This window comes from Streptomyces sp. CNH287, assembly GCF_000424825.1.
Genome location: NZ_KE384253.1, coordinates 253,084 through 279,866 on the forward strand (window position 1 = coordinate 253,084; position 26,783 = coordinate 279,866).

General features: G+C 73.0%; 23 protein-coding genes and 1 CRISPR repeat array. Of the genes, 7 read left to right on the top strand and 16 right to left on the bottom strand.

What is annotated here, in order from left to right; translation table 11 throughout:
• Positions 1-2 precede the first annotated feature (2 nt).
• On the top strand, positions 3-1,376 hold the full coding sequence (locus tag H299_RS0130610; protein WP_158692415.1) for a hypothetical protein: 1,374 nt from the start codon (positions 3-5) through the stop codon (positions 1,374-1,376).
• A 25-nt stretch (positions 1,377-1,401) separates the two neighbouring features.
• Here the strand turns inward: H299_RS0130610 and H299_RS0130615 are convergent, their stop codons facing one another.
• Positions 1,402-2,871, bottom strand: a complete 1,470-nt coding sequence (locus H299_RS0130615; protein ID WP_027751550.1) for an acyl-CoA synthetase — start codon at positions 2,869-2,871, stop codon at positions 1,402-1,404.
• Positions 2,872-2,956: 85 nt separating this feature from the next.
• Here H299_RS0130615 and H299_RS0130620 point away from each other — a divergent pair, with 85 nt between their 5' ends.
• The gene (locus H299_RS0130620) at positions 2,957-3,898 is read left to right on the top strand and encodes a cobalamin-binding protein (RefSeq protein WP_027751551.1); all 942 of its coding nucleotides are present in this window, start codon (positions 2,957-2,959) and stop codon (positions 3,896-3,898) included.
• Positions 3,899-4,004: 106 nt separating this feature from the next.
• Here H299_RS0130620 and H299_RS0130625 read toward each other — a convergent pair whose 3' ends face one another.
• The 3 genes from H299_RS0130625 to H299_RS0130635 form a co-directional block, all read right to left on the bottom strand.
• Positions 4,005-4,901 (bottom strand): maleylpyruvate isomerase N-terminal domain-containing protein, encoded by an 897-nt coding sequence (locus tag H299_RS0130625; protein WP_027751552.1) that lies wholly within the window; start codon positions 4,899-4,901, stop codon positions 4,005-4,007.
• 49 nt (positions 4,902-4,950) lie between these two features.
• Positions 4,951-5,394 carry a YdeI/OmpD-associated family protein gene (locus H299_RS0130630; RefSeq protein ID WP_027751553.1) on the bottom strand — a complete coding sequence of 148 codons (444 nt, stop codon included), beginning with the start codon at positions 5,392-5,394 and terminating at the stop codon, positions 4,951-4,953.
• A 228-nt stretch (positions 5,395-5,622) separates the two neighbouring features.
• Positions 5,623-6,939, bottom strand: coding sequence for an outer membrane protein assembly factor BamB family protein (locus tag H299_RS0130635; protein WP_486587496.1), 1,317 nt, complete (start codon positions 6,937-6,939; stop codon positions 5,623-5,625).
• Between the two features lie 689 nt (positions 6,940-7,628).
• Here H299_RS0130635 and H299_RS0130640 point away from each other — a divergent pair.
• The 3 genes from H299_RS0130640 to H299_RS0130650 all read left to right on the top strand — a co-directional run bounded on the left by H299_RS0130640 (position 7,629) and on the right by H299_RS0130650 (position 10,276).
• Entirely contained in the window at positions 7,629-8,024 is a 396-nt protein-coding gene (locus tag H299_RS0130640) for a DnaJ family domain-containing protein (protein ID WP_027751555.1), read from the top strand.
• Between the two features lie 198 nt (positions 8,025-8,222).
• Positions 8,223-9,416, top strand: a complete 1,194-nt coding sequence (locus tag H299_RS0130645; protein WP_027751556.1) for a macrolide family glycosyltransferase — start codon at positions 8,223-8,225, stop codon at positions 9,414-9,416.
• Between the two features lie 191 nt (positions 9,417-9,607).
• Positions 9,608-10,276 (top strand): haloacid dehalogenase type II, encoded by a 669-nt coding sequence (locus H299_RS0130650; RefSeq protein ID WP_027751557.1) that lies wholly within the window; start codon positions 9,608-9,610, stop codon positions 10,274-10,276.
• Between the two features lie 122 nt (positions 10,277-10,398).
• Here the strand turns inward: H299_RS0130650 and H299_RS0130655 are convergent, their stop codons facing one another.
• Positions 10,399-11,073, bottom strand: coding sequence for a hypothetical protein (locus H299_RS0130655; protein ID WP_027751558.1), 675 nt, complete (start codon positions 11,071-11,073; stop codon positions 10,399-10,401).
• 169 nt (positions 11,074-11,242) lie between these two features.
• Here H299_RS0130655 and H299_RS0130660 point away from each other — a divergent pair, with 169 nt between their 5' ends.
• The gene (locus H299_RS0130660) at positions 11,243-12,103 is read left to right on the top strand and encodes an AraC family transcriptional regulator (protein WP_027751559.1); all 861 of its coding nucleotides are present in this window, start codon (positions 11,243-11,245) and stop codon (positions 12,101-12,103) included.
• Between the two features lie 39 nt (positions 12,104-12,142).
• On the opposite strand, the gene H299_RS0130665 is transcribed toward H299_RS0130660, so the two are convergent.
• Entirely contained in the window at positions 12,143-12,901 is a 759-nt protein-coding gene (locus H299_RS0130665) for an SUMF1/EgtB/PvdO family nonheme iron enzyme (protein ID WP_027751560.1), read from the bottom strand.
• A 411-nt stretch (positions 12,902-13,312) separates the two neighbouring features.
• On the opposite strand from H299_RS0130665, the gene H299_RS0130670 reads away from it, so the two are divergent.
• Positions 13,313-14,464: a methyltransferase domain-containing protein gene (locus H299_RS0130670; protein WP_027751561.1), complete on the top strand. Its 1,152-nt coding sequence runs from the start codon at positions 13,313-13,315 to the stop codon at positions 14,462-14,464.
• 87 nt (positions 14,465-14,551) lie between these two features.
• A CRISPR array of direct repeats spans positions 14,552-14,824; the repeat unit is 29 nt; unit sequence GCGTCCATCCCCGCGTGCGCGGGGAGCAG.
• Between the two features lie 190 nt (positions 14,825-15,014).
• On the opposite strand, the gene H299_RS0130675 is transcribed toward H299_RS0130670, so the two are convergent.
• The 10 genes from H299_RS0130675 to cas3 form a co-directional block, all read right to left on the bottom strand.
• A complete protein-coding gene (locus H299_RS0130675; protein WP_027751562.1) occupies positions 15,015-15,869 on the bottom strand; it encodes a phosphotransferase in 855 nt (284 codons plus the stop codon).
• A gap of 316 nt (positions 15,870-16,185) precedes the next feature.
• Positions 16,186-16,725 carry an ATP-binding protein gene (locus tag H299_RS0130680; RefSeq protein ID WP_027751563.1) on the bottom strand — a complete coding sequence of 180 codons (540 nt, stop codon included), beginning with the start codon at positions 16,723-16,725 and terminating at the stop codon, positions 16,186-16,188.
• Positions 16,726-17,052: 327 nt separating this feature from the next.
• A complete protein-coding gene (gene cas2e / locus H299_RS0130685; protein ID WP_027751564.1) occupies positions 17,053-17,406 on the bottom strand; it encodes a type I-E CRISPR-associated endoribonuclease Cas2e in 354 nt (117 codons plus the stop codon).
• On the bottom strand, positions 17,403-18,371 hold the full coding sequence (cas1e, locus tag H299_RS0130690; RefSeq protein WP_027751565.1) for a type I-E CRISPR-associated endonuclease Cas1e: 969 nt from the start codon (positions 18,369-18,371) through the stop codon (positions 17,403-17,405). Before cas1e ends, cas2e begins: the two co-directional genes overlap by 4 nt.
• On the bottom strand, positions 18,368-19,108 hold the full coding sequence (cas6e, locus tag H299_RS0130695; RefSeq protein ID WP_027751566.1) for a type I-E CRISPR-associated protein Cas6/Cse3/CasE: 741 nt from the start codon (positions 19,106-19,108) through the stop codon (positions 18,368-18,370). Before cas6e ends, cas1e begins: the two co-directional genes overlap by 4 nt.
• A 3-nt stretch (positions 19,109-19,111) precedes the next feature.
• Positions 19,112-19,858 (bottom strand): type I-E CRISPR-associated protein Cas5/CasD, encoded by a 747-nt coding sequence (gene cas5e, locus H299_RS0130700; RefSeq protein WP_027751567.1) that lies wholly within the window; start codon positions 19,856-19,858, stop codon positions 19,112-19,114.
• Positions 19,855-21,042, bottom strand: coding sequence for a type I-E CRISPR-associated protein Cas7/Cse4/CasC (gene cas7e, locus H299_RS0130705; RefSeq protein ID WP_027751568.1), 1,188 nt, complete (start codon positions 21,040-21,042; stop codon positions 19,855-19,857). Before cas7e ends, cas5e begins: the two co-directional genes overlap by 4 nt.
• A gap of 45 nt (positions 21,043-21,087) precedes the next feature.
• Positions 21,088-21,759 carry a type I-E CRISPR-associated protein Cse2/CasB gene (gene casB, locus H299_RS37110; protein WP_051262999.1) on the bottom strand — a complete coding sequence of 224 codons (672 nt, stop codon included), beginning with the start codon at positions 21,757-21,759 and terminating at the stop codon, positions 21,088-21,090.
• Positions 21,756-23,459 carry a type I-E CRISPR-associated protein Cse1/CasA gene (casA, locus tag H299_RS0130715; protein WP_051263000.1) on the bottom strand — a complete coding sequence of 568 codons (1,704 nt, stop codon included), beginning with the start codon at positions 23,457-23,459 and terminating at the stop codon, positions 21,756-21,758. Before casA ends, casB begins: the two co-directional genes overlap by 4 nt.
• The gene (cas3, locus tag H299_RS0130720) at positions 23,449-26,334 is read right to left on the bottom strand and encodes a CRISPR-associated helicase Cas3' (protein ID WP_199782531.1); all 2,886 of its coding nucleotides are present in this window, start codon (positions 26,332-26,334) and stop codon (positions 23,449-23,451) included. Before cas3 ends, casA begins: the two co-directional genes overlap by 11 nt.
• Positions 26,335-26,783: the final 449 nt, after the last annotated feature.

The following is a 26,783-nucleotide window of genomic DNA, read 5'->3' on the forward strand; positions in this document are numbered from 1 at the left end:
CAGTGAGAGCGAGAGTTCGGGCGGCCGTCGCCGTGGCGACCGCGACGGCCGCGTTGTTGCTCGCCGCGTGCGGAGGGGGCTCCGGCGACGCGGGTGACGGCCCGAAGGACGAAGGCCGCGAGAGCGGCAAGGGCGGTCGGCAGGAGGTGGGCGGCGGCTCCGGCCGCGGCGGCTCCGGCGGGAGCGGCCAGGACGCGCCGCAGGCCCCCGAGATACGGGTCCCGCCCTCTTTCGACACCACCAGGGGCTGGGTCGTCCAGGACTCCCCCGTCGCCCCGCTCCACGCGCCGCACGCGGGTGCGCTGGTCTTCCGCGCCGGCACGGCCGGCGGGGCGTTACGCGTCGAGGCGCGCGACCTCCGTTCCGGGACGAGGCGCTGGACCGGCGAGAAGGTCGAGACCCCGGTGGCCGGTTCGGGCGGACCGGGGCTCAAGCCCGAGATGTTCATGACCAGCCGGGACGGCAAGGACTACGCCGTGGTGGGCGCTTCGGGGAAGCTGGCGGGCGACGGCGCGGCCGAGGCGAAGGAGGTCACGCGCTTCGCCGTGTATCCGGTGGCGTCCCGGAGCACGCGCCGGACCGCGCGGATCATCGACGTACCCGGAAGGGTCCGGCCCGGTGGGTACGCCGTCCAGGACAACGGCCTGGCCTTCGTGCAGCAGGGCGCGCGCGCCTTCGCGGTGGACCTGGTCACCGGCAGGCGGACGGCCCTCAAGGACTCGGATCTCGCGGCCCCGGCGGGGGCCGCGGCCTGCGGGGGTCCGGCGGCCGACTGCGGCGCCGCCCCGCGGATCGAGGCGATGACCCCGCACGGTCCGCTGGTCGGCGGCGGCGGCGCGTACTGGCGGGGCGGTGCGGGCGGCTGGCACAGCGACGACCACCGGCCCGCCGGTGCCAGGGCGGACGGGGACGCCTCGATCGTGGCCTATCTGGGCGGGCGGATCGTCTCCCGGTGGACCGCCCGGACCGGCGGTGGCCACGTCATCGCACTGCAGGACGCGAGGACCGGAGAAGTCGAGGCGGCGACGCCGTGCGAGGCCGACTCCGGAGCGCACGGGCGGGACGGCGCAGGCGGCGGGCCCCGGTTGAGCGACGGCGGCACGTACCTGACGGTGGGAAGCACCGCCTTCCAGCTCAAGGAGAAGAAGGCCTACTGCTCCACCGCCGAGGGCCGCGCCGCCCTTCCCCTCGCGGGCGTCGACGCGGAGGACGGCTCGGCGTACGGGACGCGCTCCGGCACTCCGGTCACCGTACTGCTGTCCAAGGGTGCGGCCAAGCCGCTGCGCGAGGGGACGCAGGTGCCCACGATGATCGCCGGCCGCCACGGCATCTTCCCGCAGAAGGACCACCGGGTGATCGTCTACCCTCTCCGCTGACGTGCCGCCCCGCCCGGCGGGAGGGTCACCGCCCGTCGGTGAGCGCGCGTTTCATGATCTTGCCCATGTCGTTCCGGGGCAGCTCCGCCAGGACGCGCAGGACGCGCGGGCGCTTGTGCGGGGCGAGTTGCCCGGACACGTGGTCCGCCAGCTCCGCCAGGCCGGGGGGCGCCTCGGGGTCCGCGGGGACGATCCAGGCGACGATCCGCTCCCCCAGATCCTCGTCGGCCTGCCCGGTGACCGCGGCCTCCCGTACGCCGGGGTGTTCCAGCAGGGCGTTCTCGATCTCCCCCGCACCGATCTTGTAACCGCCGCTCTTGATGAGGTCGGTGGCGCGGCGGCCGACGATGCGCACGTAGCCGTCGGTGTCCCGGGTCGCCATGTCGCCGGTGCAAAACCATCCGTGGTCGAAGGCCGCGGCGGTCGCGTCGGGCCGGTTGAGGTACTCCAGGAAGAGGTTCGGGCCGCGCACCTGGATCTCGCCGACCGCGTCCGGCTCGGAGACCTCGCGTCCCGCGTCGTCCACCAGCCGCAGCGCCACCCCTTGGAGGGGGACGCCGACCGTGCCCGGGCGCGGCTCCCCGTCGGCGCGGACGCTGGTGTTCATGAGGGTCTCCGTCATCCCGTAGCGCTCGATGACGCCGCGCCCCGTGGCGGCCGTGATGCGGGTGTGGTCGTGGACGGGCAGCGCGGCCGAGCCGGAGACCAGCAGCCGCGCGCCCGCGAGCGCCTCGGCCAGCGCGGGATCGTGTGCCAGGGCTTCGGCGAGGCGGTGGTACATCGTCGGTACGCCGAAGAGCATCGTCCCGCCCGCCGCGAGCGCACGGGCCACGCCGTCGGTGCTGAAGCCGTCCAGGCGGTGCACGGTGCCGCCGCGCCGCAGCGGCCCCAGGACGCCGAGGATCAGCCCGTGTACGTGGAAGAGCGGCAGGGCGTGGACGAGCACGTCCTGCGCGGTCCACCGCCAGGCGTCCGCGAGCGCGTCGAGGGTGGCGCTGATCGCGCGCCGGGGCAGCACCGCGCCCTTGGGCGGCCCGGTGGTGCCCGAGGTGTAGACGATCAGTGCCGGGGTCTCGCCCGCCGGCTCCGCGGGGAGCGCGGCCGGCGCCCGTGCGGTGGCGTCCACGTCGATGCGGGGCAGCGCGGCCAGCGCGGGCGGCAGCGCGTCGCCGGGGGCGGCCAGGACCAGCGACGGGGCGCTGTCGGCCAGGATGTGCGCCAGTTCGCGCGCGCCGGTCCTGGGGTTGAGCGGCACGGCGGGTACGCCCGCCAGCAGCGCCGCCACCACGGCGACGGCGGTCTCCAGGCCGGGCGTGGCCCAGACCGCGACCCGGGGCACGGCGGCGGCACCGGCGCCCGTACGGCCGCCGCCCGTGAGCGAGGACGCCAGGGCTCCTGCGGCGGCGGCGAGTTCGGCGTGGGTGAGGGCGCGGTCGCCGAAGCGCAGGGCCGTCCGGTCCGAGCCTGCGGCCAGCGCCGGGAAGAGTGTGGACACGCCGGGATTCTCCCTTGTTCGTCGGACGGCCCACAGCTATCACGTCGCCCCCGTACGGCGCCCCGCCGCCCCGTAGGGTCTGGGCATGCGCATCGTCTCCCTGCTTCCGGCGGCCACCGACATCGTTGCCGAACTCGGCCTGGCCGGTGATCTGGTGGGCCGCACCCACGAGTGCGACTGGCCGCCGGACGCGGTCGGCGCGGTGCCCGTGGTCACCGCCGCCGGGCTGGACCAGGACGCGCTGGGCAGCCGCGAGATCTCCGACGCCGTCGGCGGTGCCGCGCACACCGGCTCGACGCTCTACCCCCTGGACACCGAGCTGCTCGCCGCGCTCGCGCCCGAGGTCATCCTGACCCAGGACCTGTGCGACGTGTGCGCGGTCTCCTACCGTTCGGTCTCGCACGCCGTACGGATGCTGGACGGCGGCCCCCGCGTGCTCAGCCTGGAGCCGCACACCCTGGACGACGTGCTGGACTGCCTGGTCCAGGTGGGCGAGCTGCTCGGCGCGCGCGGTACGGCGCTGGCCCGCCGCACCCTGCTGCGCGAACGGCTCGCGGCCGTACGGCAGCTGACCTCGCAGCGGCTCGCCACCGGCCGCCCGCGGCCACGGGTGGCGGCCCTGGAGTGGCTCGACCCACTGTGGCCCGCCGGTCACTGGGTGCCCGAGCAGATCCGGTACGCGGGCGGGGACCCGCTGCTGGCGGCGGCCGGCGAGCACACCGGGCCGGTGGCCTGGGAGGCAGTGCGCGCCGCCGCGCCGGACGTACTGCTGCTGATGCCCTGCGGCTTCGCCCCGGACCGCACACTGCGCGAATGGGAGCTGCTCACCGCGCTGCCCGGCTGGGCGCAACTGCCCGCCGTACAGCGCGGCGAGGTGTGGGTCCTGGACGGTCCGGCCTACTTCAACCGGCCGGGGCCCCGGGTGGTGCGGGGCGCGGAGATCCTGGCCGGCGTGCTGCACGGGGTGTGCGCCGCGGAGCCCGTAGGGGAGGGGGAGGCCCGCCGGGTGCTGCCGCCCGAAGGCTGACGGCCCCCAGGGAGCGGCGGGCGCAGCGAGGGCCGGGGCGGGCACGAGGGGACGGACGGGGCCGCCGCGAAGGCGCGGGCGCGCCGCCGGGGAGGCCCCGGGCGGGTCAGCCGCGGTGCCAGGACCCGGCCCGAACCCGCCAGTCGTCGAAGAGCGCGGCGTCGCCGCTGAGCCGGAAGGCGTCCTCGCGCACCGAGCGGCGTCCGTAGACCAGGAGCAGCAGTTCGGCCGGCGCTCCGTGCACCGTGACGGCGGCCTCCGCCGGGGCGGCGCCTTCGCCGAGCCGGTGCCAGCGGGGCGCGTCGCCGGTCAGGTCGACCAGCCAGTCGGCCGCCGCGGCGCCGGTGGCGGCTTCCGGGACGGCGCCCGCGCCGCCCGCCGCGCCGCCCGCAATGCCCCCGTCGCCGCGCAGCCGCAGCGTACGGCCGGGGCCCAGCAGCTCCGCGAGCACCTGTTCCGCCAGGGCCGGTTCCGCGGCGAGCAGGGGCGGCAGCGAAGCCAGCTCCAGCCACTCCTCGATCGCGTCGGCGGCCAGGTCCGGCGCCACCTCGCACCGCACCCCGAGGGCCAGTTCGGCGTCGGCGCGGTGCAGGAGCGTGTCGTGCAGCATGCGGCGCGCCCAGGACGACTCGGCATGCCCCGGCACGACCGTCCACACCGAGCCCTCGGGCCCGGCCGCCCGCAGGCTCTCCACCAGCATCCCGGCCCCTTCGGCGAGCCACTCTCCCAGCACGGCCGGGTCCTTGGCACCGGGGCTGTCGGGCCCGCCCGGCCCGGCGGCGCCGTAGGGGTCCTCCTCGATCAGTAAGCGGGTCCCCTGGGTCCGTACCGCCGTCTCGATCCAGCGGTGGGCGCCGCCGAGGTGCCGCACGAGTCTGCCGAGGTCCCAGCCGGGGCAGGAAGGCACCGGGGCCGTCAGGTCCGCATCGGCGACACGGAGCCTCAACTGATCGGTCTGCACGAGGATTTCGGCACAGTAGCGGTCATGGCTCAGGAGTCTCATTGCGTCACGGTAAACCACGTGCGCACACCCGTACGAGAGCCGTGAGGAGCTACCGCCCGCCCGTCCGGAGCGCCTCGAGCGTCTTCGCCACGCGCCGCGCCCGCGTCTCCGCGGTCTTCGCCCCCTCGATGGAGAGCACGTGCCGCCGCCGGTGCGTGTAGGCCAGCTTGTCGTACGCCGCGCGCGCCTCCGGGTCGGCGTCCAGGGCGGCCGTCAGCTCGGGCGGCTCGACCACCACGCGCGGCTCGGTGTCGGCCTCCAGGGACACCTCCACCTCGTCGCCCTCGGCGATCCCGCTGGCCGCGCGGTTCGCCGCGCTGATGCCGACCAGGTGGTATCCGCCCGTGGACGCGACGCGGCTGCGCCAGGTGTGCCCGTTGATCGTGATGACCACGCGGGGCTGCTTGCCCGCGCCGAGGCCCTCGACGACCTCGGCCGGTACCCGCACCCCCGTGGCGTTGCCCGCTGGTTCGACGGTCGCCCGGAACGCCATGTCACCTCTCCCCTCGCCCTGCCCCCTGTGCCGAACTCCGCATGCTGCCACGCCGGTTGCGCCCTCTCAAGCACCCGCCTGCGCCGCGCGGCGCCTGGGGTGTCGGTGCGGTCCGGCGGGCCGCACTCGAGGCGCGGTCGCGCACGCGGAGGCGCTGGCCGTCGCGCCGTAGAGCCTGCGCGCCGCCGCCATCGCGGTGAACCATGGAAATACGAGGAACGAGGCGGGTCACGGCCGAGGACGGCACTCCAGGATTCGGCCGTCGACGGTCCCGATGAGCAAGTTTCCCCGGGGTGCCACAGCGAGGGACAGTGCGGTGGTCGGTGCTCCGTCGACCTCGAGGTCGGTGTGCCACCGTAGCGAGCCGTCGGCAGCGTCCAGTGCGGCCAGGGCTCCGGAGTTGTAGGCCACGTAGACCGTGTCCCCACTTGCGTCGAGGGCGGTGGCAGGATGATCGGTGCGGTACTGCCACCACACCGAGCCGCTCAGGGACCGCCGCACGACGTAGGCGCCACCGGGCTGGAGCCCGTGACCGTGGTGGACGGCTCCCGCATGGACCAGGGACTGCCCGATCTCGACCGCGGGCCCCCCGAAATGATGCTCTTCCGGCACCCAGGAGTGCGGGAAGAGCCGCCGCAACGTCCCGTCGGCGTCCAGGGCGGTGACCCACTTGTCCTTGTGCGGCTCGTCCGGGTCAGTGCCGACAAGGACGTACGGGCGGCTCGCGCGGCGGACGGCGAAGGGGTGGTTGAACAGGTCGAAGTGGCCGACCTCCGGCCCCTCCACCGGACCGTCGAGGTCGCACATCATCAACCGTGCGGGAGGCTTGCGGCGGTCGTCCAACGGCCGGAGGATCGTCTTCCGGCCGCCTGCGACGAGAACCGTGAACACCTCCGGGCTCAAGGTCTCCAGCACCTGCCCCCTCTCGACGGCGATCCGGGCGACCCGGGGAGCGGACGGCCCCCAGCGACTTCCCCTGTGGCGACTGCGACGTTCGGCGTTGGTCCAGACCGATGTGCCGTCGGAGGCCAGAAGCAGCTGCCGGCCCCCTTCCTCGTCCTCGACCGCCCATTGCAGGTCTCCTGACGGCAGCCACGACTCCGCCAGGACCCCGTCCAAAGCGGCCAGCACGCGGCCGTCCTCCATTCCTTCGACAGCCCACACCCGGCGGCGTACGGACCACCGTCGGCCAGCCGAGGTCGCGAGGTCCGCGAGGATTCGGCGGGCCTGACCGCTGCGGTTCTCCCGGACGACCGGTTCCGCAGGGGCGGCCAGCTCCTCGGCACCGATCTCCCCCCGCCCGACGGCACCCCAGTCCGGGCGAGCCACATCGACCGCATGACCCTGCTCGTGTGCCTGCGGGTTCTCCCAGTCGTCGCACGGAGCCAGGACCAGACGCAGTGCCCTCTCGCTGCGCCATTCCACGCCGAGCACTTCCCGCGGGTCCTCCAGGGCGGACACCACCTCGCCGGAGTCCAGGTGGATCAGCAGCAGCTCACCTGCGAACGAGTAGCCGCCGTCGTAGCGCCCCGTACCAGCGGCCAACAGGGGAAGAACGGGGTGGAAGGCGAGAGCCCGGACCGGGTACCAAGAGCGCACCAGGTGCCGGCACCGCAGCCCGCTCTGCTCATAGACACCGATCCGGTACCCCGTCCACCGGGAGTCCGCGGTCCCACTGCCACTCCACTGGACGTGTCCGAGGTCCCCACCCACCGCGACCGTCCGCGAGCGCTCGTCAACGACGGCCGGAGAGGGTTCTCCGATCTCGGCGAAGGGACCGTCGCCGAACACGCGTCGGACTGTCGGCACGGGGGTCATACAGGGTTCCTCCCAGGTCGGTACATGAGCGACCGCCGTTACGGGCGCGGCACGGCGGCAGCCCTTTCAGGGAACGTCCTGGCCGATCGCGCGGATCTCGTTCCTTGAGCGTCACGGTGGCCCCGGCTGACGCTTCCATGTGCCGAAGCGCCACGTCCGAGGCACGCCGAAGTTGATCGACAGGGATCGGCACGGGTGCGGTGGCCATGGGCGCCATCCTTACGCAGTGCAGTGCGGGGGGGGCGCCGGCCTGCGTCAACTGACGGAGGGTCAGGCGCTTTCCCGGGCCGGGGTGCGGCGAGGAGAACCTGCCTATTTTTATGGTACGCCGGTATCATCAAAGCAGGCGACCATCCGGGCCCGTGCCGCACCAGACCCGCGGACGGCGGGACCCGCGCACTCCGAGGGAGACTTCCGTGACCGAGCGCAAACCGCCCGGCCTCAGCTTCGAGAGCTGGGCCGACCGCCAGATCCGCGAAGCGGCCGAACGCGGCGAGCTGGACGACCTGCCCGGCGCGGGCAAGCCGCTGCCCGGCCTCGACAAACCGTACGACGAACTGTGGTGGGTCAAGGAGAAGATGGAGCGCGAAGGCCTCTCCTACCTGCCGCCCGCGCTCGCCCTGCGCAAGGAGGCGCAGGACACCGTGGCCGAGGCGGTCAGCGCGCCGTCCGAGGCGCGGGCGCGGCGGATCGTGGCCGACCTCAACGACAAGATCCGCGAGGCCCTCCGGCACCCCGCGCCCGGCCCGCCGCTCAACCTCTCCCCCCTCGACCCCGAGCCGATCATCGAGGAGTGGCGCCGCCGCCGGTGAGCGCGAAATCCGGTGGCCCTCCCTCTCCCCGAAGGACTAGCCTCCCACTCATGAGTTTCCTCCAGATCTACGGCTGACGCGGCCTGCGGGCGGCGCTTCCGCCCCGCCCTCCCCGCCCGCACCCCGGCGCCGCCATGCGCCCGGGTGCCGGGCCGTCGTGTCCCTTTTCGCCACAGACCTGAGAAGAAGTGATCGCACATGTCCCGCCACGGCACCTCAGCCGCCCGCGCCCATATCGCCATGATCGGCATCCCGGCCGTCAGCCACACCCTCCCCAGCCTGGAGATCATCCGCACGCTGGTCTCCCGCGGCCACCGGGTGACGTACGCCAACGACCCGGCTGTGGCCGAGCTGATCGCCCCCACCGGCGCCGAGTTCCGGCCGTACGCGTCCACGCTGCCCGTCGCGGACAACGACTGGCCGCAGGACCCGATCGCCGCGATGGACGTCTTCCTCGACGACCAGATCCAGGCCCTGCCGCAGCTGCGGGCGCTCTACGACGACGACCCCGCCGACCTGTACCTGTACGACATCGGGTCCTACGCCGCGCGCGCCCTCGCCGAGGCGCAGGGCAGGCCCACCGTCCAGCTCTCCCCCACCTACGTGGCCTGGAAGGGTTACCAGGAGGAGGTGGGCGCGCAGCTCAAGGCGCTGCCCGGAGCCGACGCCCACCTCGGGAAGTTCGCCGACTGGCTCGCCCGCTGCGGGGCCACCACCACGGACGTCGACACGTTCGCCGGGCACCCCGCGCGCGCCCTCGCCATGATCCCGCGCGCCATGCAGCCTTACGCGGACCTGGTCGACCCGGAGGTGGTGACCTTCGTCGGCCCCTGCCTGGGCGAGCGCGCGGACCAGGGCGGCTGGACGCGGCCCGCCGGCGCCGAGCGCGTACTCCTGGTCTCGCTGGGCTCGGCGAGCACCCGGCAGCCGGAGTTCTACCGCCGGTGCCTGGCCGCGTTCGGCGGGCTGCCGGGCTGGCACCTGGTGCTCCAGATCGGCAAGTACACCGACCCGGCGGTGCTCGGGGATCTCCCGCCGGGCGTGGAAGTCCACTCCTGGGTACCGCAGTTGGCGATCCTGGAGCAGGCCGACGCGTTCGTCACGCACGCGGGCATGGGCGGCAGCTCCGAGGGCCTGTTCACCGGGGTGCCGATGATCGCCGTCCCGCAGGCCGCCGAGCAGTTCGCCAACGCCGACAAACTCGTGGAGCTGGGCGTGGCCCGCCGGCTCGACACAGCCGACGCGACGGCGGAGGCCCTGCGTTCGGCGCTGACCGAGCTGACCTCCGACCCGGAGGTCGCCCGCCGGTCGGACGGCCTGCGCGCGCAGGCCCGTGCGGAGGGCGGGGCGCCGCGCGCCGCCGACCTGATCGAGGAGGCGCTGCGCGGCTGAGGTGACGCGCGGCTGCTGAGGTGCTGCGCCGCTGAGGCACACCGGTGCGGGGCGGCCGTGGTCCGGCCGCCCCGCACCCGCCCGCGACCTGCCGGGGAATCCCGCGCAGGTCGCTACGGTTGTGGCCAGCAGCCACCCTGCTCCGGCCCGCCGCAGCGGGCCGGAGCAGCCACCTTCCCCAGGAGATTCCGTTGAACGGCGCCGCTCCCCAGTACCTCACCTTCGACATGTACGGCACCCTGACCGACTTCGCCATCAAAGCCGCCGCCGAAGCGGTGGTCGCGGACGTGGCCCCGCCCGAGCGGCTGGAGACCTTCCTCCACCTGTTCGGCTGCTACCAGCTCGACGAGGCGATGGGCGACTGGCGCCCGTACGAAGAGGTGATCACCCGCGCCTTCGAACGGGCCTGCCACGGCGCCGGGGTCGAGTTCCGGCCGGGTGACGCCGCGAAGGTCTACGCGGAGATCCCCGGATGGGGCCCGCACCCCGACGTCCCGGAGGCCCTCGCGAAGCTCGCCGAGCACTTCCCCCTCGTCATCGTCTCCAACGCCTCGGACGCCCACGCCGCGCAGAACGCCGCGAAGCTCGGCGCACGCTTCCACGCGGTGTACACGGCGGAGATGTCGCGTGCGTACAAGCCGAGGCTGCGCGCGTTCGAGTTCATGTACGAGCAGCTGGGCTGCCGCCCGGAGGAGACGATGCACGTGTCGTCCAGCCCGCGCTACGACCTCCAGTCGGCGACCGACCTCGGCGTGCGGGACACGGTCTACCTCAACAGGGGAACCGAGCCCTCCGCTCCCTACTACCACGCGCACGAGGTCACCTCCCTCGCGGGCGTGGTGGACCTGCTGGGCCTCTGACCTCACGCGGGCCGCCGTCGCGTGGCGGTGGGGCCGCGCTCTCCACCGCCGCGTCCACCACGCCCCCACCGTGGCGGGCATGGCGCCGGGACATCCGGTGTGCCGTTCTCCCGACGACCCCCTCAGCTCCCGCGCGGCGTGCCGTCCCAGCGCCAGGAGGTGCGGCGGGGGCGGCCGGGCAGCACACCGCGCCCGGTGGCCCACAGCAGCGTGGGCCACGGGTCGGTGCCTGCCGGTACGTCGGGGAACAGCCGGTGCAGGACACGTGCGCACAGGTCGTCCGGCGGAGCCCAGGGCAGCCCCAGCCCGGCGGCGATGTCGTGGGTGTGCAGCAGCGTCTCCACGACGCCCATGGCCGCGAAGCCCTCCGGGTCCGAGACCCCGAAGACGTGGAAGGACCGCGCCTCGGGCGGAGCCGTCCGCACCATCGCCACCAGCAGCGCGCCGCAAGCCTCCAGCACCTCCAGCAGCCCGGCGACACCCGACTCGCGCTCGACGTGCACCACGTTGTACGGCCCGCCCGGCCGCCTGGGGAACCAGGTGAACGCGAGGTTCCGTTCGCGCGACGGTGCCTGTGGCCCCAGTTGCGCCGCGTACTGCATCAGGTCGTCGGCGAGGTGCTCGACCGTCTCCCAGCAGTCCCACTCCAGGGCGCCCGCCTTCACGGACCAGTCCCCCGCCACCCGGTCCTCGCCCTCCCGGGTCTCCGCCCGGAGCGTGGCGAGCGAGAGCCGCACCGCGAGGGCGACATCATCGGCGGTGACGGGGCGGAGGGCGGCTGCGGGGGCTTCAGACATGGCCGGACCGTACCAACGGCCCCGCCCGCCGGGCCTCCGAATTTCCCCGGCCCCGACGGGCTCCGACCGGCCCCGACCGGCGCCACCCGACCGGGACGGGCACCGATGGTCGGGCCCGGCGGTGCGGCGGGCGCCTAGGTTGAGGGCTCAGCGAGGAAGGGAGGCCGGCGTGCTGGAACGGCTCAACCAGGCCATGGAACACATCGAGCAGCACCTCGACCAGCGGATCGAGGGGGCCGACCTGGCACGGATCGCGGCCATGTCGGAGTACCACTTCCGGCGGGTCTTCTCCGCCCTCGCGGGCATCCCGCTGTCCGAGTACATCCGGCGCAGGCGGCTGACACTCGCGGGCGCCCAGGTGCTCGCGGGGCGCGAGCCGCTGCTCGACATCGCGGTGCGCCACGGATACGGCTCGGGCGAGGCGTTCGCCCGCGCGTTCCCCGCCCAGCACGGCGTCGGACCCTCGGCGGCCAGGCGCACGGGTGCGGCGCTGCGCGCACAGTCGCGGATGTCCTTTCATCTCGTCGTCGAAGGGAGCAGCAGCATGAGGTACCGGATCGTGGAGAAGGAGGAGTTCCAGGTGGTGGGGAAGCGGGCGCGCGTCCCGCTCGTGCACGAGGGGCTCAACCCGTCGATCGTCGAGTTCGTACGGGCCATCCCGCCGGAGACCCTGCGGCGTATGGAAAAGCTGTCGGACCAGGAGCCGCGCGGGATCGTGACGGTCAGCAGCGACTTGGACGAGAGCCGGGCCGAGGGCACCGAACTGGACTACCACCACGGGGTGGTGTCCGGCCGCTCCGTGCCCGAGGACATGGACGCGCTGCACGTACCGGCGGGGACGTGGGCGGTGTTCGAGAGCGCGGGGCCGTTCCCGCAGGCCCTCCAGCACCTCTGGCGGGACGTGTACGTCGAGTGGTTCCCGTCCAATCCGTACCAGAGCGTGCCCGGGCCGGAGATCCTCCGCACCCAGCTCTCGCCGGACGGGACGGCGGCGGACGCGGAGCTGTGGATTCCGGTGGAACGCGCCTGACAGGTCGCGGCGGCCGGGGCCGCACTGCCTGCCAGTCGGTCAACTCTGCGGTGCCGCGGCTCTGCTGGGCGCCGCCGCGAGGCGCAGGCCCACGCCGATCGCTGTCAGGTCCCGCTCGTACGCGCCGTGGCGGCGGGCGCAGCGCGCCAGGTCCCGGTCATGGCGGAAGGCACCGCCCCGGGTGACGTGCGGGTCGCAGGCCCAGCCCTCCACCTGCGGCACCTCGGGCGGAGCGCCGGGGTAGGGGGCGTAGCGGGTGGAGGTCCACTCGTCGGCGTTCCCCGCCATGTCCAGGACGCCGAACGGGCTGGCGCCTTCGGGGAACGAGCCGACCGGCGTCGTGGTACCGATGCCGAGGTCCACCAGGTTGGCCAGCCCCCTCCGGTACTCGTTCCCCCAGGGGAACTCCCGGCCGTCGTCGCCACGGGCGGCGCGCTCCCACTCGTCCTCCGTGGGCAGCCGCACCCCCGGATCGCCCAACTCCCCTCCCAACCACCGGCAGTAGGCCACCGCCTCCGCCCAGCTGACGCCGATCACCGGATGATCCGGCGGCCCCTGAGGCGTCGGGCGTCCGGTCGCGGTGGCGAAGTCCGTCCACCGGCCCACGGTCACCGGGGTGCGGGCGATCCGGAAGGCCGGGACGTGCACCTCCGTACGCGGCGCCTCCTTCGCATACCACTCCACGGGGACACCGGTGTCGGCATAGCGGCGCGCCACACCCGCCACCTCCCCCACGGGCGTCCCCCGCCACACCGGCCCCGCCGGCACCTCCACCCAGTCCACCGCTTCAACCCGCATGACGCCCCTTCGACCACACCCGGCAATCGGGCCATGCTCACCCAGGACGGAGACCGGGCGCATCGGCCCCCGGGCCCGTCCCGTCCCCGACCATGGGCCGAGGCCGCCTTCGTCCCCGCGTGCGCGGGGAGCAGCATCGTCCGCTGATCCTCCGCGACTTCCCGGCGTTCATCGGCGCCTTCGTGGTGCCCACCATCCTGCTGATCTACGCTGTCGCGCTCGCGGTGTGCGCGGTGCTCCGGTGCCCCCTCCGCGCGCCCTTAGCCCGGCCCCTACGGCGGTACTACCGTCACCCCGAGACCACACGGAGGCGAGCGATGCCCGACGGAAAGCACCGAGGCGACCCATCCGACAAGCCGTGGACGCCGCCGCCCGAACCTCCCAGCCCCGACGGGAAGAAACCCGACGCGAATGACTGACCCGCGGCAGGCCTGCATCGACGAACTCGACGCCGACGCATCCCTGCGGACCCCTTGGGTCCGCCGTGCCTTCACCACCGTCGACCGCGCCCGGTTCACGCCCGCCCGCATCTGGACCCAAACCCCCGGCGCCGACGGCCTCTACCAGGTCATCAGCCGCGACACGGACCCCGAGGCGTGGCAGCGGGCCGTCTGGCATCCTCACCGCAGCGTCATCACCCAGTTCGATGACCACCGACTCCCGGATACTGCGGCGCGCGGGGACTTCACCTCGTCCATCTCCGCACCCGACACCGTGTGCGACCTCCTGACCCGCCTCGATCTCCAGCCGGGAATGCGGGTCCTGGAGATCGGAACCGGGTCCGGGTATTCGGCGGCGCTGCTCTGCGAGCGAGTCGGCGCCACCAACGTGACCACCATCGAGGTCGATCCGCACCTGGCCGGCTGGGCACGAGGCAACCTGGCGGAGGCTGGCTACCACCCGAAGGTCATTTGCGGTGACGGGACGGAAAGCGGCGCCAGCAACGGCCCCTACGACCGGATCATCGCCACAGCCGCCCTCCGTAGCGTGCCGTACCCGTGGGTGGAGCAGGCGGTGGAGGGAGCGGTCATCGTCACGCCGGTCGGCACCGCCTACGCTGCTGGCGCCCTCGCCCGCCTCACCGTCGAAGACGGGGCAGCGTCTGGCCGGTTCGTGGGCACCGCCCGCTACATGTGGGTTCGCGGCCAGCGTCCCCAGCGCGTGATCAACCCGCCTGACGAGAAGCGCAGGACGGCGGCCGTTCTCGATCCGGCTGAGGTGATGTGCGGGGGCTGGGCGCAGGACTTCGCCGTCGGACTGCGGGTGCCGGACATCGACTTCGCCCATCGAGGTGACGGCGATCAGCGGCAGGCCCAGTTCTGGGACCAGGCCGGCACTTCGGTGACGCTCGTCAACTACGGCCGGTGGCAGGAGGAGGGTGCGGTGACCAGCTATGGGTCGCGCGACCTATGGGCTGAAGTCGTCGCCGCCTACACGGGCTGGCGTGCGGCCGGGGAACCCGAGCCCGCCCGGCACGGGCTGGCCGTCTCCCGGACCGGGCAGCAGTTCTGGCTCGACACGCCTGCCCCGGTCGGGGCCGGGCACGACACCGCCTTGCGGTAGAGCCCCCGAACGCGCGCTTCCGTGTGTCCGGGTACGGCTACGGCCACTCTTCGCGGTAGCCGGGGTGATCAGCGCCCGGCAGGGCGAGCGTCCATCCCCGCGTGCGCGGGGAGCAGATGACCAGGGACGACGCCCAGAACCCCCAGTGGCGTCCATCCCCGCGTGCGCGGGGAGCAGAACCTTCTGGGCAGCCCTCCCCAACTCCATACGCGTCCATCCCCGCGTGCGCGGGGAGCAGGTGATCGCTGCCAACAACATAGTTAGCTCTCCGCGTCCATCCCCGCGTGCGCGGGGAGCAGCAGTCCAGCTCCCAGCGGCCGGAGTACGGGCTGCGTCCATCCCCGCGTGCGCGGGGAGCAGGCTGGATGACCTGGGGGTTTATCCGGCGGGGAGGCCGGTTTCGTTCACTTCCCAAGAATGCGGCAAATCACCCGCTGGGTAGCTCATCGGGCCAGGCTAGACCCGTGAGACACACGTCGTTCGCTGCCGTGATCTCGGCTGGGACCGGAGTCGCAGGACATGCTCCCAGCTGCGACGCTGGAGCTCGCGATCAGGCTGGATCGTCCAGCCCATCGCGATCAAGCGCTGCTCGGAGCTGGTTGAGCCACTGTGCTGCGAGTTGGCGCCCGCCGGGGAGTTGGTCGTCTTGATCCCAGCGCCAAGTGATGACCATGGCCAACACGAGGGCCCTGCACTCACGTAGGAAGTCTCGATCCACACCCGGATAGTGCGCGCCGACTTCTTCCGGCGCGTGGGCGAGATCGAATTCGACGGGTCCACGGCAGCACGTCTCAAGGTCTATGAATCGCAGACCGTTCTTCGTGGTCAGCACATTTCCCGGGTGCGGCTCGCCGTGCAGGACCTGCTCAGCGCTGCCACGCTCGGAGATGGTTCGTCGCAGGCTGCTCAACGTGTCGGCGAGAAGCTTCCGGTCCGCATCCGCAAGCTCCGGCGTACGGGCGCGGCTTGCCACGAGTTGTTGGGCCTGCTCGACTCGGTCCGTGAAATGCGGCGTGGGGACGTCGAGCGTGCGCATGCCGACGTGCAGCCGCTTGAGTGCACGGGCGTAGTCCTCCGGCAGGACCGTTTCTGGGGGTTCCGCAGGTGCGTAGTAGGTCCACAGCGTGACCGCGTAGCCGTCACGTTCATAGACGCGCGGCTCCACCCGAGGGTCCAAAGCGGCCACCGGGCTTCCGGCTTCGCCGAGTCGTCGAGCAATGTCGATCTCGAGCTGTGCGACCTGATCTGCCACAGGCGCCACGCGGGCCAGGACGTCACAGGGGAGCAGGCGCAGACTGAGCTTGTTCGAGTCCTGAAGGACGATCACGTCGTCGGCCGCCAAGCCGAGCGACGAAGCGGTCGACGTGGCCGCCGCCACCGCACGCGAGACCTCCGACGCCTGCATCGTCGCCCGACCCCCCACCGTTGAACGCTGCTGCGCTCCCCGAACGGTGCAGCCCGGGGGCACCGTACCAAGTTGTCAGCGGCGAGCCGGGGTGACGTGAGGAGCGGGGCCGCCGCTGCGGCCAACAGCCCATACCGCACGTGCGGGGAGCAGCCCGGCGGCGAGCAGTCCGATGAGTTCGTCGCGCCAGCGACGGACGGATCCGTTCCAGCAGTTCGGGATCCAGCATGTGCAGATCATAGAAGGCCGTTGACGGGGCTTCCCGGAAATTGGGTGTGATCGAGCCTCCGTGACGACTACGGCTGCAGTCCGACGGTCACGTCCAGCCCGCTGCCCTGAGCACAGATACCGCGACGTCAGTGACGGAGGCTGTGCCGACATCGACGGTGAAGTCGTCGACTGCGGACCGGCTGAGGATTCCGTCCAGTTCACCGGACCGGTTCAGGTGCCATTGCAGTGCTTCGGGCTCGCTGTCGTGGCGCTGGGCCAGTCGCTGGTGGATGATCGACAGCTCAGCCTGGAGCCGGCAGACCGCGAGTTCAACACCCACGGCATCGGCCAGTAGCTTCCTCTGGTCCTGGTCTTCAACTACACCGGCGAGGACGAGGCGCTTCGCTCCGGCCTCGAGATAGTGACCGGTGACGCTCTGCAGATTCCTCAGCAGTATGCCGAAGTTGAAACGGTCACCGGGAAGCGCAGGCCACGACTTGCGCAGCCAGTCGAGATCCACGACGGCATGAGGGACCCCGGCATCGGCGAGAAGGTCGCCCACGGCCTCGGCAACGGTTGTCTTTCCCACGCCCACGGTGCCATTGAGGAGGAGGGCGTGAGCGTCCCAAGGGCTGTTTGCGTGCATCTCGGCATCGTACGTCGAACAGCTCGGGCTTCAGAGTTACGCCTGTCACTGGTCGGCAAGCACACGTCACCCACTGATTCAAGCACCGGAAAATCGAAACCCAACCGCTGACAGACGATCTACTACGCGGACAGCTACCCACGACCAGTACAAGCACCCCGAGGATCGATCACACCAGCCCTTTGACCTGCGACTTCAAGTTGGCGGAGGCTCACTCCGGTCCATCCCCACGTGCCCGGGGAGCAGGCTGGATGGCCTGGGGGTTCTCTCCGGGCACAGAGTCGTCCATCGCTTCCCAGGAATGCCGCAAACCACCCACGAGGCCACCTACCGCCCCCCGAAGCGGCGGCGCTTGGATGCCTTGCTCCAGCCCGTGGCAGGGGCCGGAGTCGAGCCCGTGGGGTCCGGGGAGGAGGGGCGGTGGATCAGGGTGAGGCCCTCGTGGTCGATCGGGGACCACTTGTGGTCGAACGTCCGGAAGGTGAAGCCCTGCTCGTTGTTCGTGGAGTAGGCCAGCAGCGCGCGCCCGTTTCCCGCGTACTGCTGGACCTCCTCCCAGAGCACGTCGCGGATGCGGGCCGAGGGGCCGCCGATGAAGACACCGGGGGAGATCTCCAGCAGCCAGCGCGTGAGGAAGCCCCGCAGGCCGGACGGGCAGTTGGCGAGGACCAGCACGGTCACCAGATCACCCCGTCCCCGTAGTTGCGCCCCGAGGCCACGTCAAGGCCGTGGTCCGACTGGAGGGTGACGCGGTCGGTCAGGTCGTCGGCAGAGTCTGCAGGAGGTGCCCCGTCCGCCGGGCTGCCGGGGGCCAGCAGGTGCTTGATGTCCGTGACGCAGCGGTCGAGGAGGCGCGTCTCGTGGACGCGGTCGCGCAGTGCCCGGCGTGTGCGTGCGCCGACTTCCTCCGTGCTTTCGGCAGCGACGTCGAACGCGACGGGGATGCCGATCTCCGTCTTGTACAGGTCGGCGACGTCCAGGACGAACGCCAGCTCGTGCCCCGAGTGGACGAAGCCGAGGCCGGAGGCGCAGCCCAGCGCGGCGACGACGGCCTGGGCGATGCCGTACATGCACTGGGCGGCGGCGGTGACGCCCTGGTTGACCGCGTCGCCGGAGTCGAAGTCGCCCGGTGTGTAGCGCCGGCCGCGCCAGGGGATGCCGACGCGTTCGGCTTCCCTGCGGTAGTGCTCCTTGACGCGTTTGCCTTCCCTGCCGAGCAATTGCTGCCGGGTGAGGCCGGAGACGTCCTCGCCGGGGAAGCGGAGGGTGTACATCGCACGGGCCACCTGGAGCCGGGTGTTCCGGTTGGCCCAGAGGGTGGCCTGCGCCTCCAGCAGGGCGGCGGAGCGGGTGAGGGAGCGTCCGCCCGCGTAGTAGCGGACGCCGTTCTCGCCCACCCACACCACGCCTGCCCCGCATTCGCCGAGCACGCTCATGGCCTGGTGCGTCACGCGCGTGCCGGGGCCGAGCAGCAGCGTGCCCAGGGTGGCGGACGGGATGTGGGTGACGCCTTCGCCGTCCTCCGCCGTGATGGCGTTCGCGTCCCGGTGTATCGTGCACCGTTCGAGGTACACGAAGGAGAGCCGGTCCGCCGCCCGCGTCAGCTCGCGCGGTGTGGCGGCGCGCCGGGTGCCGACGGTCGTCATGGCGACACCTGCGGCGCCGGTGCCAGCGTCAGCAGGCCGCAGCCGTAGGCCTTGGCGCGCCCCAGACCCGCCGTGAGCGTGCGGCGCAGCGCGTCGGCGTCCGTGACCTCCAGGCGTCCGTCGAAGGTGACGGAGACCAGGGGGACGCGGTTCCTGCGGCCTGTGGCCCGTTCGGTCTTCCCGAAGTTGCGGCTGTTGCGGCCGTGCACCAGCAGTTCGTACTGGCTGCCCTCGGGCCGGTGCCGTCGGTCGACGGCGTCGGCCTCGCGCCCCCGCCCCCGCTCCAGGACCCGGAATCCCGCCCGCTCCTGGCGTTGCAGCAGCCAGCCGGTCTGGTGGTGCGGGGTGACGTGTGCGGTGGGTTTCGTCGGCTCGCCGTCCTTGCGGCGGATGCTGTGCACGGGGTTGGCGGTGAGCCGGAAGGCCCAGGTCTGGCCGGGGGTCAGGCGGCCGAGGAAGGCGCTGTAGTCGTGCGTCTGCCAGGTGGCCGTGGTGGGCCAGCCGGCCTGCTCCACGAGGTGGGTGAGGTCGGGTGCGGCGGGGCTGACGAGGTAGAGGTGCACGTCGGTGTCGGCCTTGTGGTCGACGCGCCAGAGCGTACGCGGCGCTCCCGCCTCGCTCTGTGGCGGCGGTTCGGCGAACGAGGCCATGACGGCCGCGTGCATCGTCTGGGGCGAGGTGAGCAGCCGACGGGCCCCCGCACGGGCCGTGTTGAAGCGGAACCGGGTGAGGTACATCGGTCAGTCACCTTCGAACACTGCGGTCGGGTCGTGGTCGGGCGGGACGGGATTCGACGGGCTGGCATCGGGCGGGCCGGGGGCAGCTGCCGGGTTGCGGACGGTGACCCTGCCCGCGCTCACGCTCCGCAGGGCGTAGCGGCGGTGCAGCGGGTCGAAGCTCAGCGGCTGGTCGCGCTGGGTGTCGAGGGGTGCGACCTCGCCGGGTGCGGCGTCGAGCAGGACGTCCAGCTGGACGAACTCCTCGCGGCGACGCCGCCGTTGGTGCCAGCGGGAGGCGCGCCACTCCTCCCCCGCCAGCGCTCCGGCCAGGTCAGTGCCGTCGTGCACGCCCAGGTCCACGGGCCGCGCCGGGGGACACGACCGGCGCCCCAGGTACGGCAGGTACACCGGCTCCCGGACCGCGCGGTGCAGCTCCCGGATCAGCGCCGCGTCGTCGCTCTGCACGGCCGCCACGAACACGCCGTCGGCCAGGTAGAAGCGTTCGGAAACCGGCATGCGCCGACCCGTGTCGGGGTGCACGGCCGTCTGGTAGTCGCGTACGCGGGTGCCCCGCTGGTCCACGCGGACGCCGAAACGCAGCGCGGCCAGGTCGCTCACGTCGGCCTGCCGGTCGCGCCCCTGGGCCGCCGCGAGGAGGCCGATCACTCCGCTCTTGGTCGGTGCCCGCTCCGTCGTGCGGCGGGCGAAGCGGCCCGCGCTGCCCCACGCCTGGAGCGGCCCGGCCAGTTGCAGTGTCAGGACGCTCATGCCGCGTGCTGCCGTACGGCTGCCGCGCCGACGGCCGTGACCAGCTCGGGCAGCGTCAGCTCGGTGCCGAGCCCGGCGAGCTTTCCGGTGCCCTCGCCGACCCGCACCACCCAGGTCTGGGCGTCCGCCGCCCCGTACGCCCGCTCGACCTCGGCGGCGTACGCGGCGAGGCGCTCGCTCGCGGCCCGCAGGTTTCCGCTGCCCGCCTCCGACCGGACCGGCTCCTCGAACGCGCCGACGAAGCTGATGGGCCGCTCCGTGCGGAGCTTGACGACGACGGCGTCGGGCAGCGTCTGGTTGGCGAAGGTGTTGACCTTGCCGGTGGGCAGGGAGGTGACGAAGCCCTGCACGAACGCCTCGACGGCGCGCCGCAGCGGCTCCTCGGCGGGCTCGTCCTCGCGCAGTCCGGCACCCAGGTTGCGGCCGAGCAGGTCGACGTCGACGGCGGCGTAGCGGTAGAGGGTGGCGGAGTTGAACTCGACGGTGCCGATCATCCCGGCACCCGGCTCCGCCTCCGTGTTCCGGTCGTCGACGGCGGTGAAGTAGTCGGACTCGTTGTCCACCGCGTGCACGCTGAGGGCGTGCGCGACCTGCGCCGCCGCGTCGACGTTGATGTCCGCGCCGTCGGCGACCATACGGCCGAACAGCGCGATGTCGACCGAGTGGCGGGTGTCCGCGATCTGCTTCGCCCGGTCCTTGTTCTCCTTGGCCTTGACGAACGCCTTGATGTCCGCCCGGCCCTCGATCGCCAGCGCCGCGAGGCCGTCCCGCTGCCGGGCGCTGAGGAACATCAGGTACGAGGACTCCGGCGGCGGCTTCGGAGTGCCTTCCTTCTTCGCCTTGTCCGCCTTCCGCGCGGGCACCTCGATCTTCGACCCCGTGGCGGCGGTCAGCGTCTCGGCGGCCAGCAGCAGCGCCTCGTCGGTGCCGATGGAGGAGTCCAGCTCCTGGATCGCCCCGGCGAGCAGCTCGGCCACGCGTTTGGTGCGGGTACCCAGGTCCTGCGGGTCCAGCAGGCTCGCGAACGACGCCCGGGTGGCGCGCTTCCATGCCTGGCTGGAGACCCGCGAGCGCCGTACGCCGCCGTAGATCGCGGTCTTCGGCGCGCCGGTGTCGTCACGGTTGAGATTGCTCGGCGGCACGGTCTGGAGCACGTGCAGATCGAGGATGGTGCGGCTGCCCATGGGACGTCCTTGTCGGCGGGGTGGTCGGTCGGGTCTGTGGTGTGTTCAGGCGTCGGTCGGCGGGGGTGCGTCGCCGGGCGGACCGGGCTCCGCGCCGTCGTCGTCCTCGCCGGAGTACGCCTTGGCGCGGTGCGCGTGGAAGCCGCGCCCCCACACCTGGCGGACCTCGGCCATGCCGCCCGGCCGCTGGGCCCTGACGAGCTGGTCCGCCAGCAGCCCGTAGTCCAGCGGTACGCCGTCGGTCCGCAGTCTGCTGACCAGCTCGCGCAGCCGGACGGCGAGCGCGTCGATGTGGTGGGCGCTGCCCACCTGGACGAGCCGTACGCGCATCGGGTCGTCGACGTCCGGTCCGGACACCAGCTGCCGTACGGCGGCGCCCAGGCCGTGGCCCTCCTGGTGCATGGGCTCACTGCGGGACTGCTGGTGCAGTGCGTAGAGGGTGAGGGCGATGTGGACGGCCCTCTCCTGCGGGCTGGGGCCGTCCTCCAGCAGGGTGCCCTCGGGGATGAAGGTCTCGTCGCAGGTGAGGCCCCACACTTCCGGCACGTCCTGGAGGCGCTTCCCGGCGCCGCGGCGCAGCTGCGCGAGCGCGGCCACGGCCGAAGCGTGGTCTGCCAGGTAGGACTTCTGGAGCTGGCGGACGCGTCCGCGGACGAAGGTGCCGGTCCGCCCCAGCGGCGGGGTGCGGTGCCGCTGGGCAGGGCTTGCTGCGGTCATGGGCGGTCCGTGCCTTCCGGGGTCGGTGGCTGCGCGGGGCGGGCGAGCGGGAGGGCGGCGTTCAACGCTCTGCGGAAACGCAGGTCGGCGCGCGAGGAGTTGAGCCAGAGCTTGCCCGCCTTCGTGTCGATGACCCGCCCCTGCCAGGCGGCGTCTCCGGCGTCCGCGACGAGTGCGGCGCCCAGCTCGCGCAGGATGCGGTGGGCCTGGCGTTGCCAGTCGGCGTCGCATGCGGCGGGGTCGTCGCCGGGTGCCAGCTGGGCCAGCCAGTCACGGAACGGGCCGTCCAGCTCCCCGTAACCGCGCTCGCGGGCGGCCGTCCGGGGGGCCTCCGGGCCGACTCCGGCGGCGTCGGCGAGATCGGCGGCCAGGTCTCCCAGGGCACGGACCGCCGCGTCGCTGTGGCCGACCGCGTCCACCGCCGTCTGCCCGAGGGCGCGGTCGTCCGCGTGCAGCAGCACCAGGCGCATGGCCACGCCGTCGTCCACGATCTCGTCGATCACCGACTGCTGCGTCCCGTACGCGGCGCCGACCAACCGGGCGCGGATCAGCAGGTCTTGGGGAAGGTGCCGCTCGACGGTAAGCCGGGCCACCCAGTCGAGGACGCGCGGCCGTACGGTGCCCGCCGCCTCCTGACGCTGCGCCGCGCCAGGAGTCACGCCGGTCACCAGCGCGCCCAGCCCGCGCCAGGCGCTGCGGGCCGGGTCGTGCTCACGCGGCAGGTAGACCGTGCCCAGGCGGAGCTTCTTCTCCTGGGCGGGGCTGCGCCGCCAGGCGGTCATGGGCTCGCGGTCGTGCGTGTTGCGGGACGCCAGCGGGTCGCCGTAGGCCAGTACGACGCCGTGCACACCGCCGGTGTCGTGGTGCAGCCGCAGGCGGCGGGACTGCCAGGTGTACAAGTCGCGCACACCGGAGGGCCGGGCGGCCAGCTCCACGTCCGGCAGCGGGGCCGGACCGGCCGGCGGCCTGCGCCAGGCGGGACGGTCGTCCTTGTCCGCACGCAGGTGGTCGGTGTCCGAGGCGATGAGGTTCAGCAGCAGCGTCCGGGCCAGGGTGGCGTCCTCGGCGAACACGCCGCCCAGGCTCCCGGCCCAGCCCACGCCCTGCGGATAACCCTTGCCGCCCTTGACCCTCGGGTCGCCGACCGCACCCGACTTGATGCCTGCCGGATCGAAGGCGTGCGCGTGCACGACCCAGCGGGCCGCCTCGGCGAAGCTCAGCCGCTGCGCGCCGCGCGCCCGCATGGTGAAGAACCGCGCGCCGTTGGGTACGTCCGCGACGATGCGGTCGAGCGCCGAGAGGTCGCCCTTGGCCGTGTGCAGACCGGCGACCTGGAAGAAGGGCGTGACCGGGTGCAGCAGGTCGAACCGCGCACGGTGCTCACGCAGGTACGCCTCGATCGCCCCCATCGGCAGGGCGCCGCCCTCCGAAACCTCCTGCCACAGCTCCGCCCACTCCTGCGCATCCTCCGGGCCGTCGAGCACGTCGTGCAGGAGGGCCAGCAGCAGCCGCAGCAGCGCGAAATCCTGCGTGGGCACGTCGCCCACCAGGCGCCGTACGTCCGACGCCTGCGCGAAGACCTCCAGCAGGGACAGCTCGGCCTCGGAACCGTCCGTGCGCAGCACGGGGAGCCAGGGCCGGGTGACCAGGTCGAAGGAGGGCGGGGAGGGGTGGCCGGTTTCGGGTTGCTCACTCTGCACGCTGGACCTCAAGACCGTCAGCGGGGTGGTAGCTCAGGTCGAAGCCTGCCAGGGAGGTCTGACAATCCTCGTCCACTACGAGGACCAGCTCGCCCGCGAGCCAGGCGGAGTCCTTGTGCTGCCAGGCGGGCACGTAGTTCTGCTCCAGTTCGTCGATGGCCTGGTCCATCTCCCTGGGGAAGGAGAAGTGGTACGGGAGGCGCAGCCGGGACGCGGCGGCGATCCGGCCGAGGCGCCTTGCGGGCACGGCGTCGGTGGGCAGCTCCAGGCCACCGCGCGGGTTCCCCTTCCGGTCCGGGCTGAGCCAGCCTGCGGTCGTCAACGCGCCGTCCGTGGAACGTCGTTGGAGGACGATGACCTCCAGGCTCTCCTGGCTGTCCCGGACCTGCGCCCGCCCCGCGCGGGTGTCGTCGGCGTCGCCCACCCCCGCCTCGACCCAGCCGATGAGCGGCCTGCCGTCCCGTCCGGCCTCGTTGAGCAGGAAGGTCCTGGCCTTCTCCCGCTGTCTCACCCGCCGGACGGCATGCGCCGACGCCGCCTTGGTGAGCGCGGGCTGCCAGTCGTCCGGGCCGACGGGGCCCGGCCCGTACGCCTGCTGGACGAGGCCGCTGATGTGCTCCGGCAGCCGCACGGTGGTGCCGCTCGGGGCGCGGCCGGTCAGGTGCGGCTCCAGCACGGCGAGGGCGCGCAGCAGCGGGAACTCCTCGTAGACGCGGACCGAACCGGCGACGGGCCGGGGCGGCGTCGCCGTCCAGTCGACCCCGGTGACGCAGCAGCGGGCGGTACGCAGCCGCGCCGGGCGCTCGGACTGGCCCGCGCCGCGCTGGTGGCGGTGCAGCCGGCCCATGCGTTGCAGGAGCAGGTCGGCGGGGCACAGGTCGGTGATCAGCAGGTCGAAGTCGATGTCGAGGGACTGTTCGGCGACCTGGCTGGCGACGACGATGTGGCCGCCGTCGCGCCGCCTCGGGGGCTTCGCGGCGGGCTCGGCTTCGGGGTCGGGGGCGGACTCGGGGTCGGACTCGGGCGCACCCGGCGGCCCGAAGTGGGCCAGCAGTTCCTTGTCCTTCTCGCTCCGGTCCAGGTCCAGGAAGCGGGCGTGCGCGACGGTGACCCGGTCCGCGCCGAACCGGGCGCGCAGGTGCGCGGCGGTCTCCAGCACCCGCCCCACGGTGTTGCGGATGACGAGTGCGCAGCCGCCCTCGGCCAACGCCTCGTCCAGGACGGCGGCCAGCGCCTCCGGTTCGTCCCCGAGGCGTTCGACGGTGACGTCGGTGCCACGCCCGGACGCCTCCGGCAGGGCCAGCCGCGGGGCCGCTCCCGGCGTCACGGCGGCGAGCAGCGGATAGCCGTCCGCCGCCGCCAGCTGCTCGTACGCTCCCTCGTGCCCCGCCGCCCGGGGCCCCGCGTACGCCTCGGCCAGCTCGCGGCGGCGCCCGGCGGGAAGCGTCGCGGAGAGCACGACGACGGGCACGCCGTAGGCGCCGAGCCAGGAGAGCACCCGGTCCAGATAGGAGTTCATGTACGCGTCGTAGGCGTGCGCCTCGTCGATGATCACGGTCTTCCCGGCGACCGCGAGATGGCGCAGCGCGAGATGGCGGCTCTTGAGACCGGCGAACAGCAACTGGTCGATCGTGCCGACGACGAAGGGCGCCAGCATGCCCTTCTTGCGGCCCGTCAGCCACTGGTGCGCGACGAGTTCGGCAGGTGCGGCGCGCTCGCCGCCACTACGGGCCGACGCCTCGTGCCCGGCGTCCCGGTCGACGTCCGCGACCGCGCTCCCGTACTTGCCCGCGTGCACGAGGTCGCCGTACTCCTCGTTGAGCGCGGCCTTGGAATGCGCGAGATGCACGGCGTACGCGCCGGTCCGGGCCACCGGGCGGGCGTCGGGGAGGGCACGCAGCCAGGAGAGCATCCGGGGGAACATCGCGTTGCCGGTCGCCATCGTGGGCAGCGCGACGAAGCAGCCACCCGCACCGGAGCGCGCGGCGAAGATCTCCGCCACCGCCAGCGCGGCCTCGGTCTTCCCCTCCCCCATCGGCGCCTCGATCACCATCAGCCCGGCGGCGGGCATCTCGCGCGCCATCCGTACGGCCGCCTCCTGCACGGGCCGCACCCGGGCGCCGAGCGGTAACCGGAAGCGGGCGGCGAACAGGTCGTCGGCGCTCCCCTCGGGCTCCACCGCGCGCCACGGGCGCGGTAGCGCCAGCTTGTGCCAGGCCGCCTCGACACGCTCGGCGCCGGTCCGGGTCTCGTCGGGGAAGTACGGGAACAGCTCGGGGTTGCTGGCGATCCAGTCCGCGACGATGACGAGCGCGGTCAGCAGCACCTGCACGGGCTGCGGCAGCTTGACGTCCTGCCAGTCCTTGAGGCGGTCGCGCACGTCGTGCGCCTCGGCCGCCACGTCGAGGAGTTCCCACTGCACCTGCTGCCACACGGGCTCGCTGCCCGGGGTGCGCAGGAGGGCGGGGTGGGCGTGGAGGTGGTGGAGGTCGGAGTGCCCGGGCGGCACGCCGTGGTGGCCCCCGGCGATGATCGCGAACTGCGCGGTCGCCGGAGCCGCCCAGCCGTGCCGCTCCTCCAGCCACCGCTGGATCAGCACCTGCCCCGCGAGGCCGTGCGGGGCGAGCCTCCGGTTGACCAGCTGCTTCTGCAACGGCATCTCCAGGCCCTGCGCACGCATGGCGTGCGCCAACTCCTCGACCTGGCAGGCGAACGCGGGCGTCGCCTTCCCGACGTCGTGCGTGGCGGCGAGCCACCCGACCAGCCGCCGCCCGTCCTCCGCCCCACCGGGAAGCGCGTCGGCTACCAGCCGGGCCACCTGGCACGGCAGCCACTCGTCCCACAACAGCCCGGCCACGGCCCCGCTGTCGGCCATGTGCCGCCACAACGGCAGCCACCCGCCGGCGTCCCGCTCATGCTTGGCCCACACGGTGCGCGCGGCACGCGAGAGCCCACCAGACCGGGCCCAAACGGGGCTTTCCACGTTCATGCGGCACATCTAATCGGTGTGGCGGCAAAGACACACAGAAAACCCGGAAACTTGTCACATCAAATTGTCGTGGGGCGAACGCCGTGCGCGCGTGGGGAGTTGGGGGCGAGCGCGCAGGGCGGCCCGACATCCCCGCGTGCGCGGGGAGCAGCGCCCGTCCGTCCACGCAACCAGCGCATGAGCGGGTCCATCCCCGCGTGCGCGGGGAGCAGATGGGTAACGTTCCACCTTTGCCGAGTGGTACGGGTCCATCGCCGCGTGCGCGGGGAGCAGGCCGTCACGGAGGTGACAGCGGCCCGGATCATGGGTCCATCCCCGCGTGCGCGGGGAGCAGA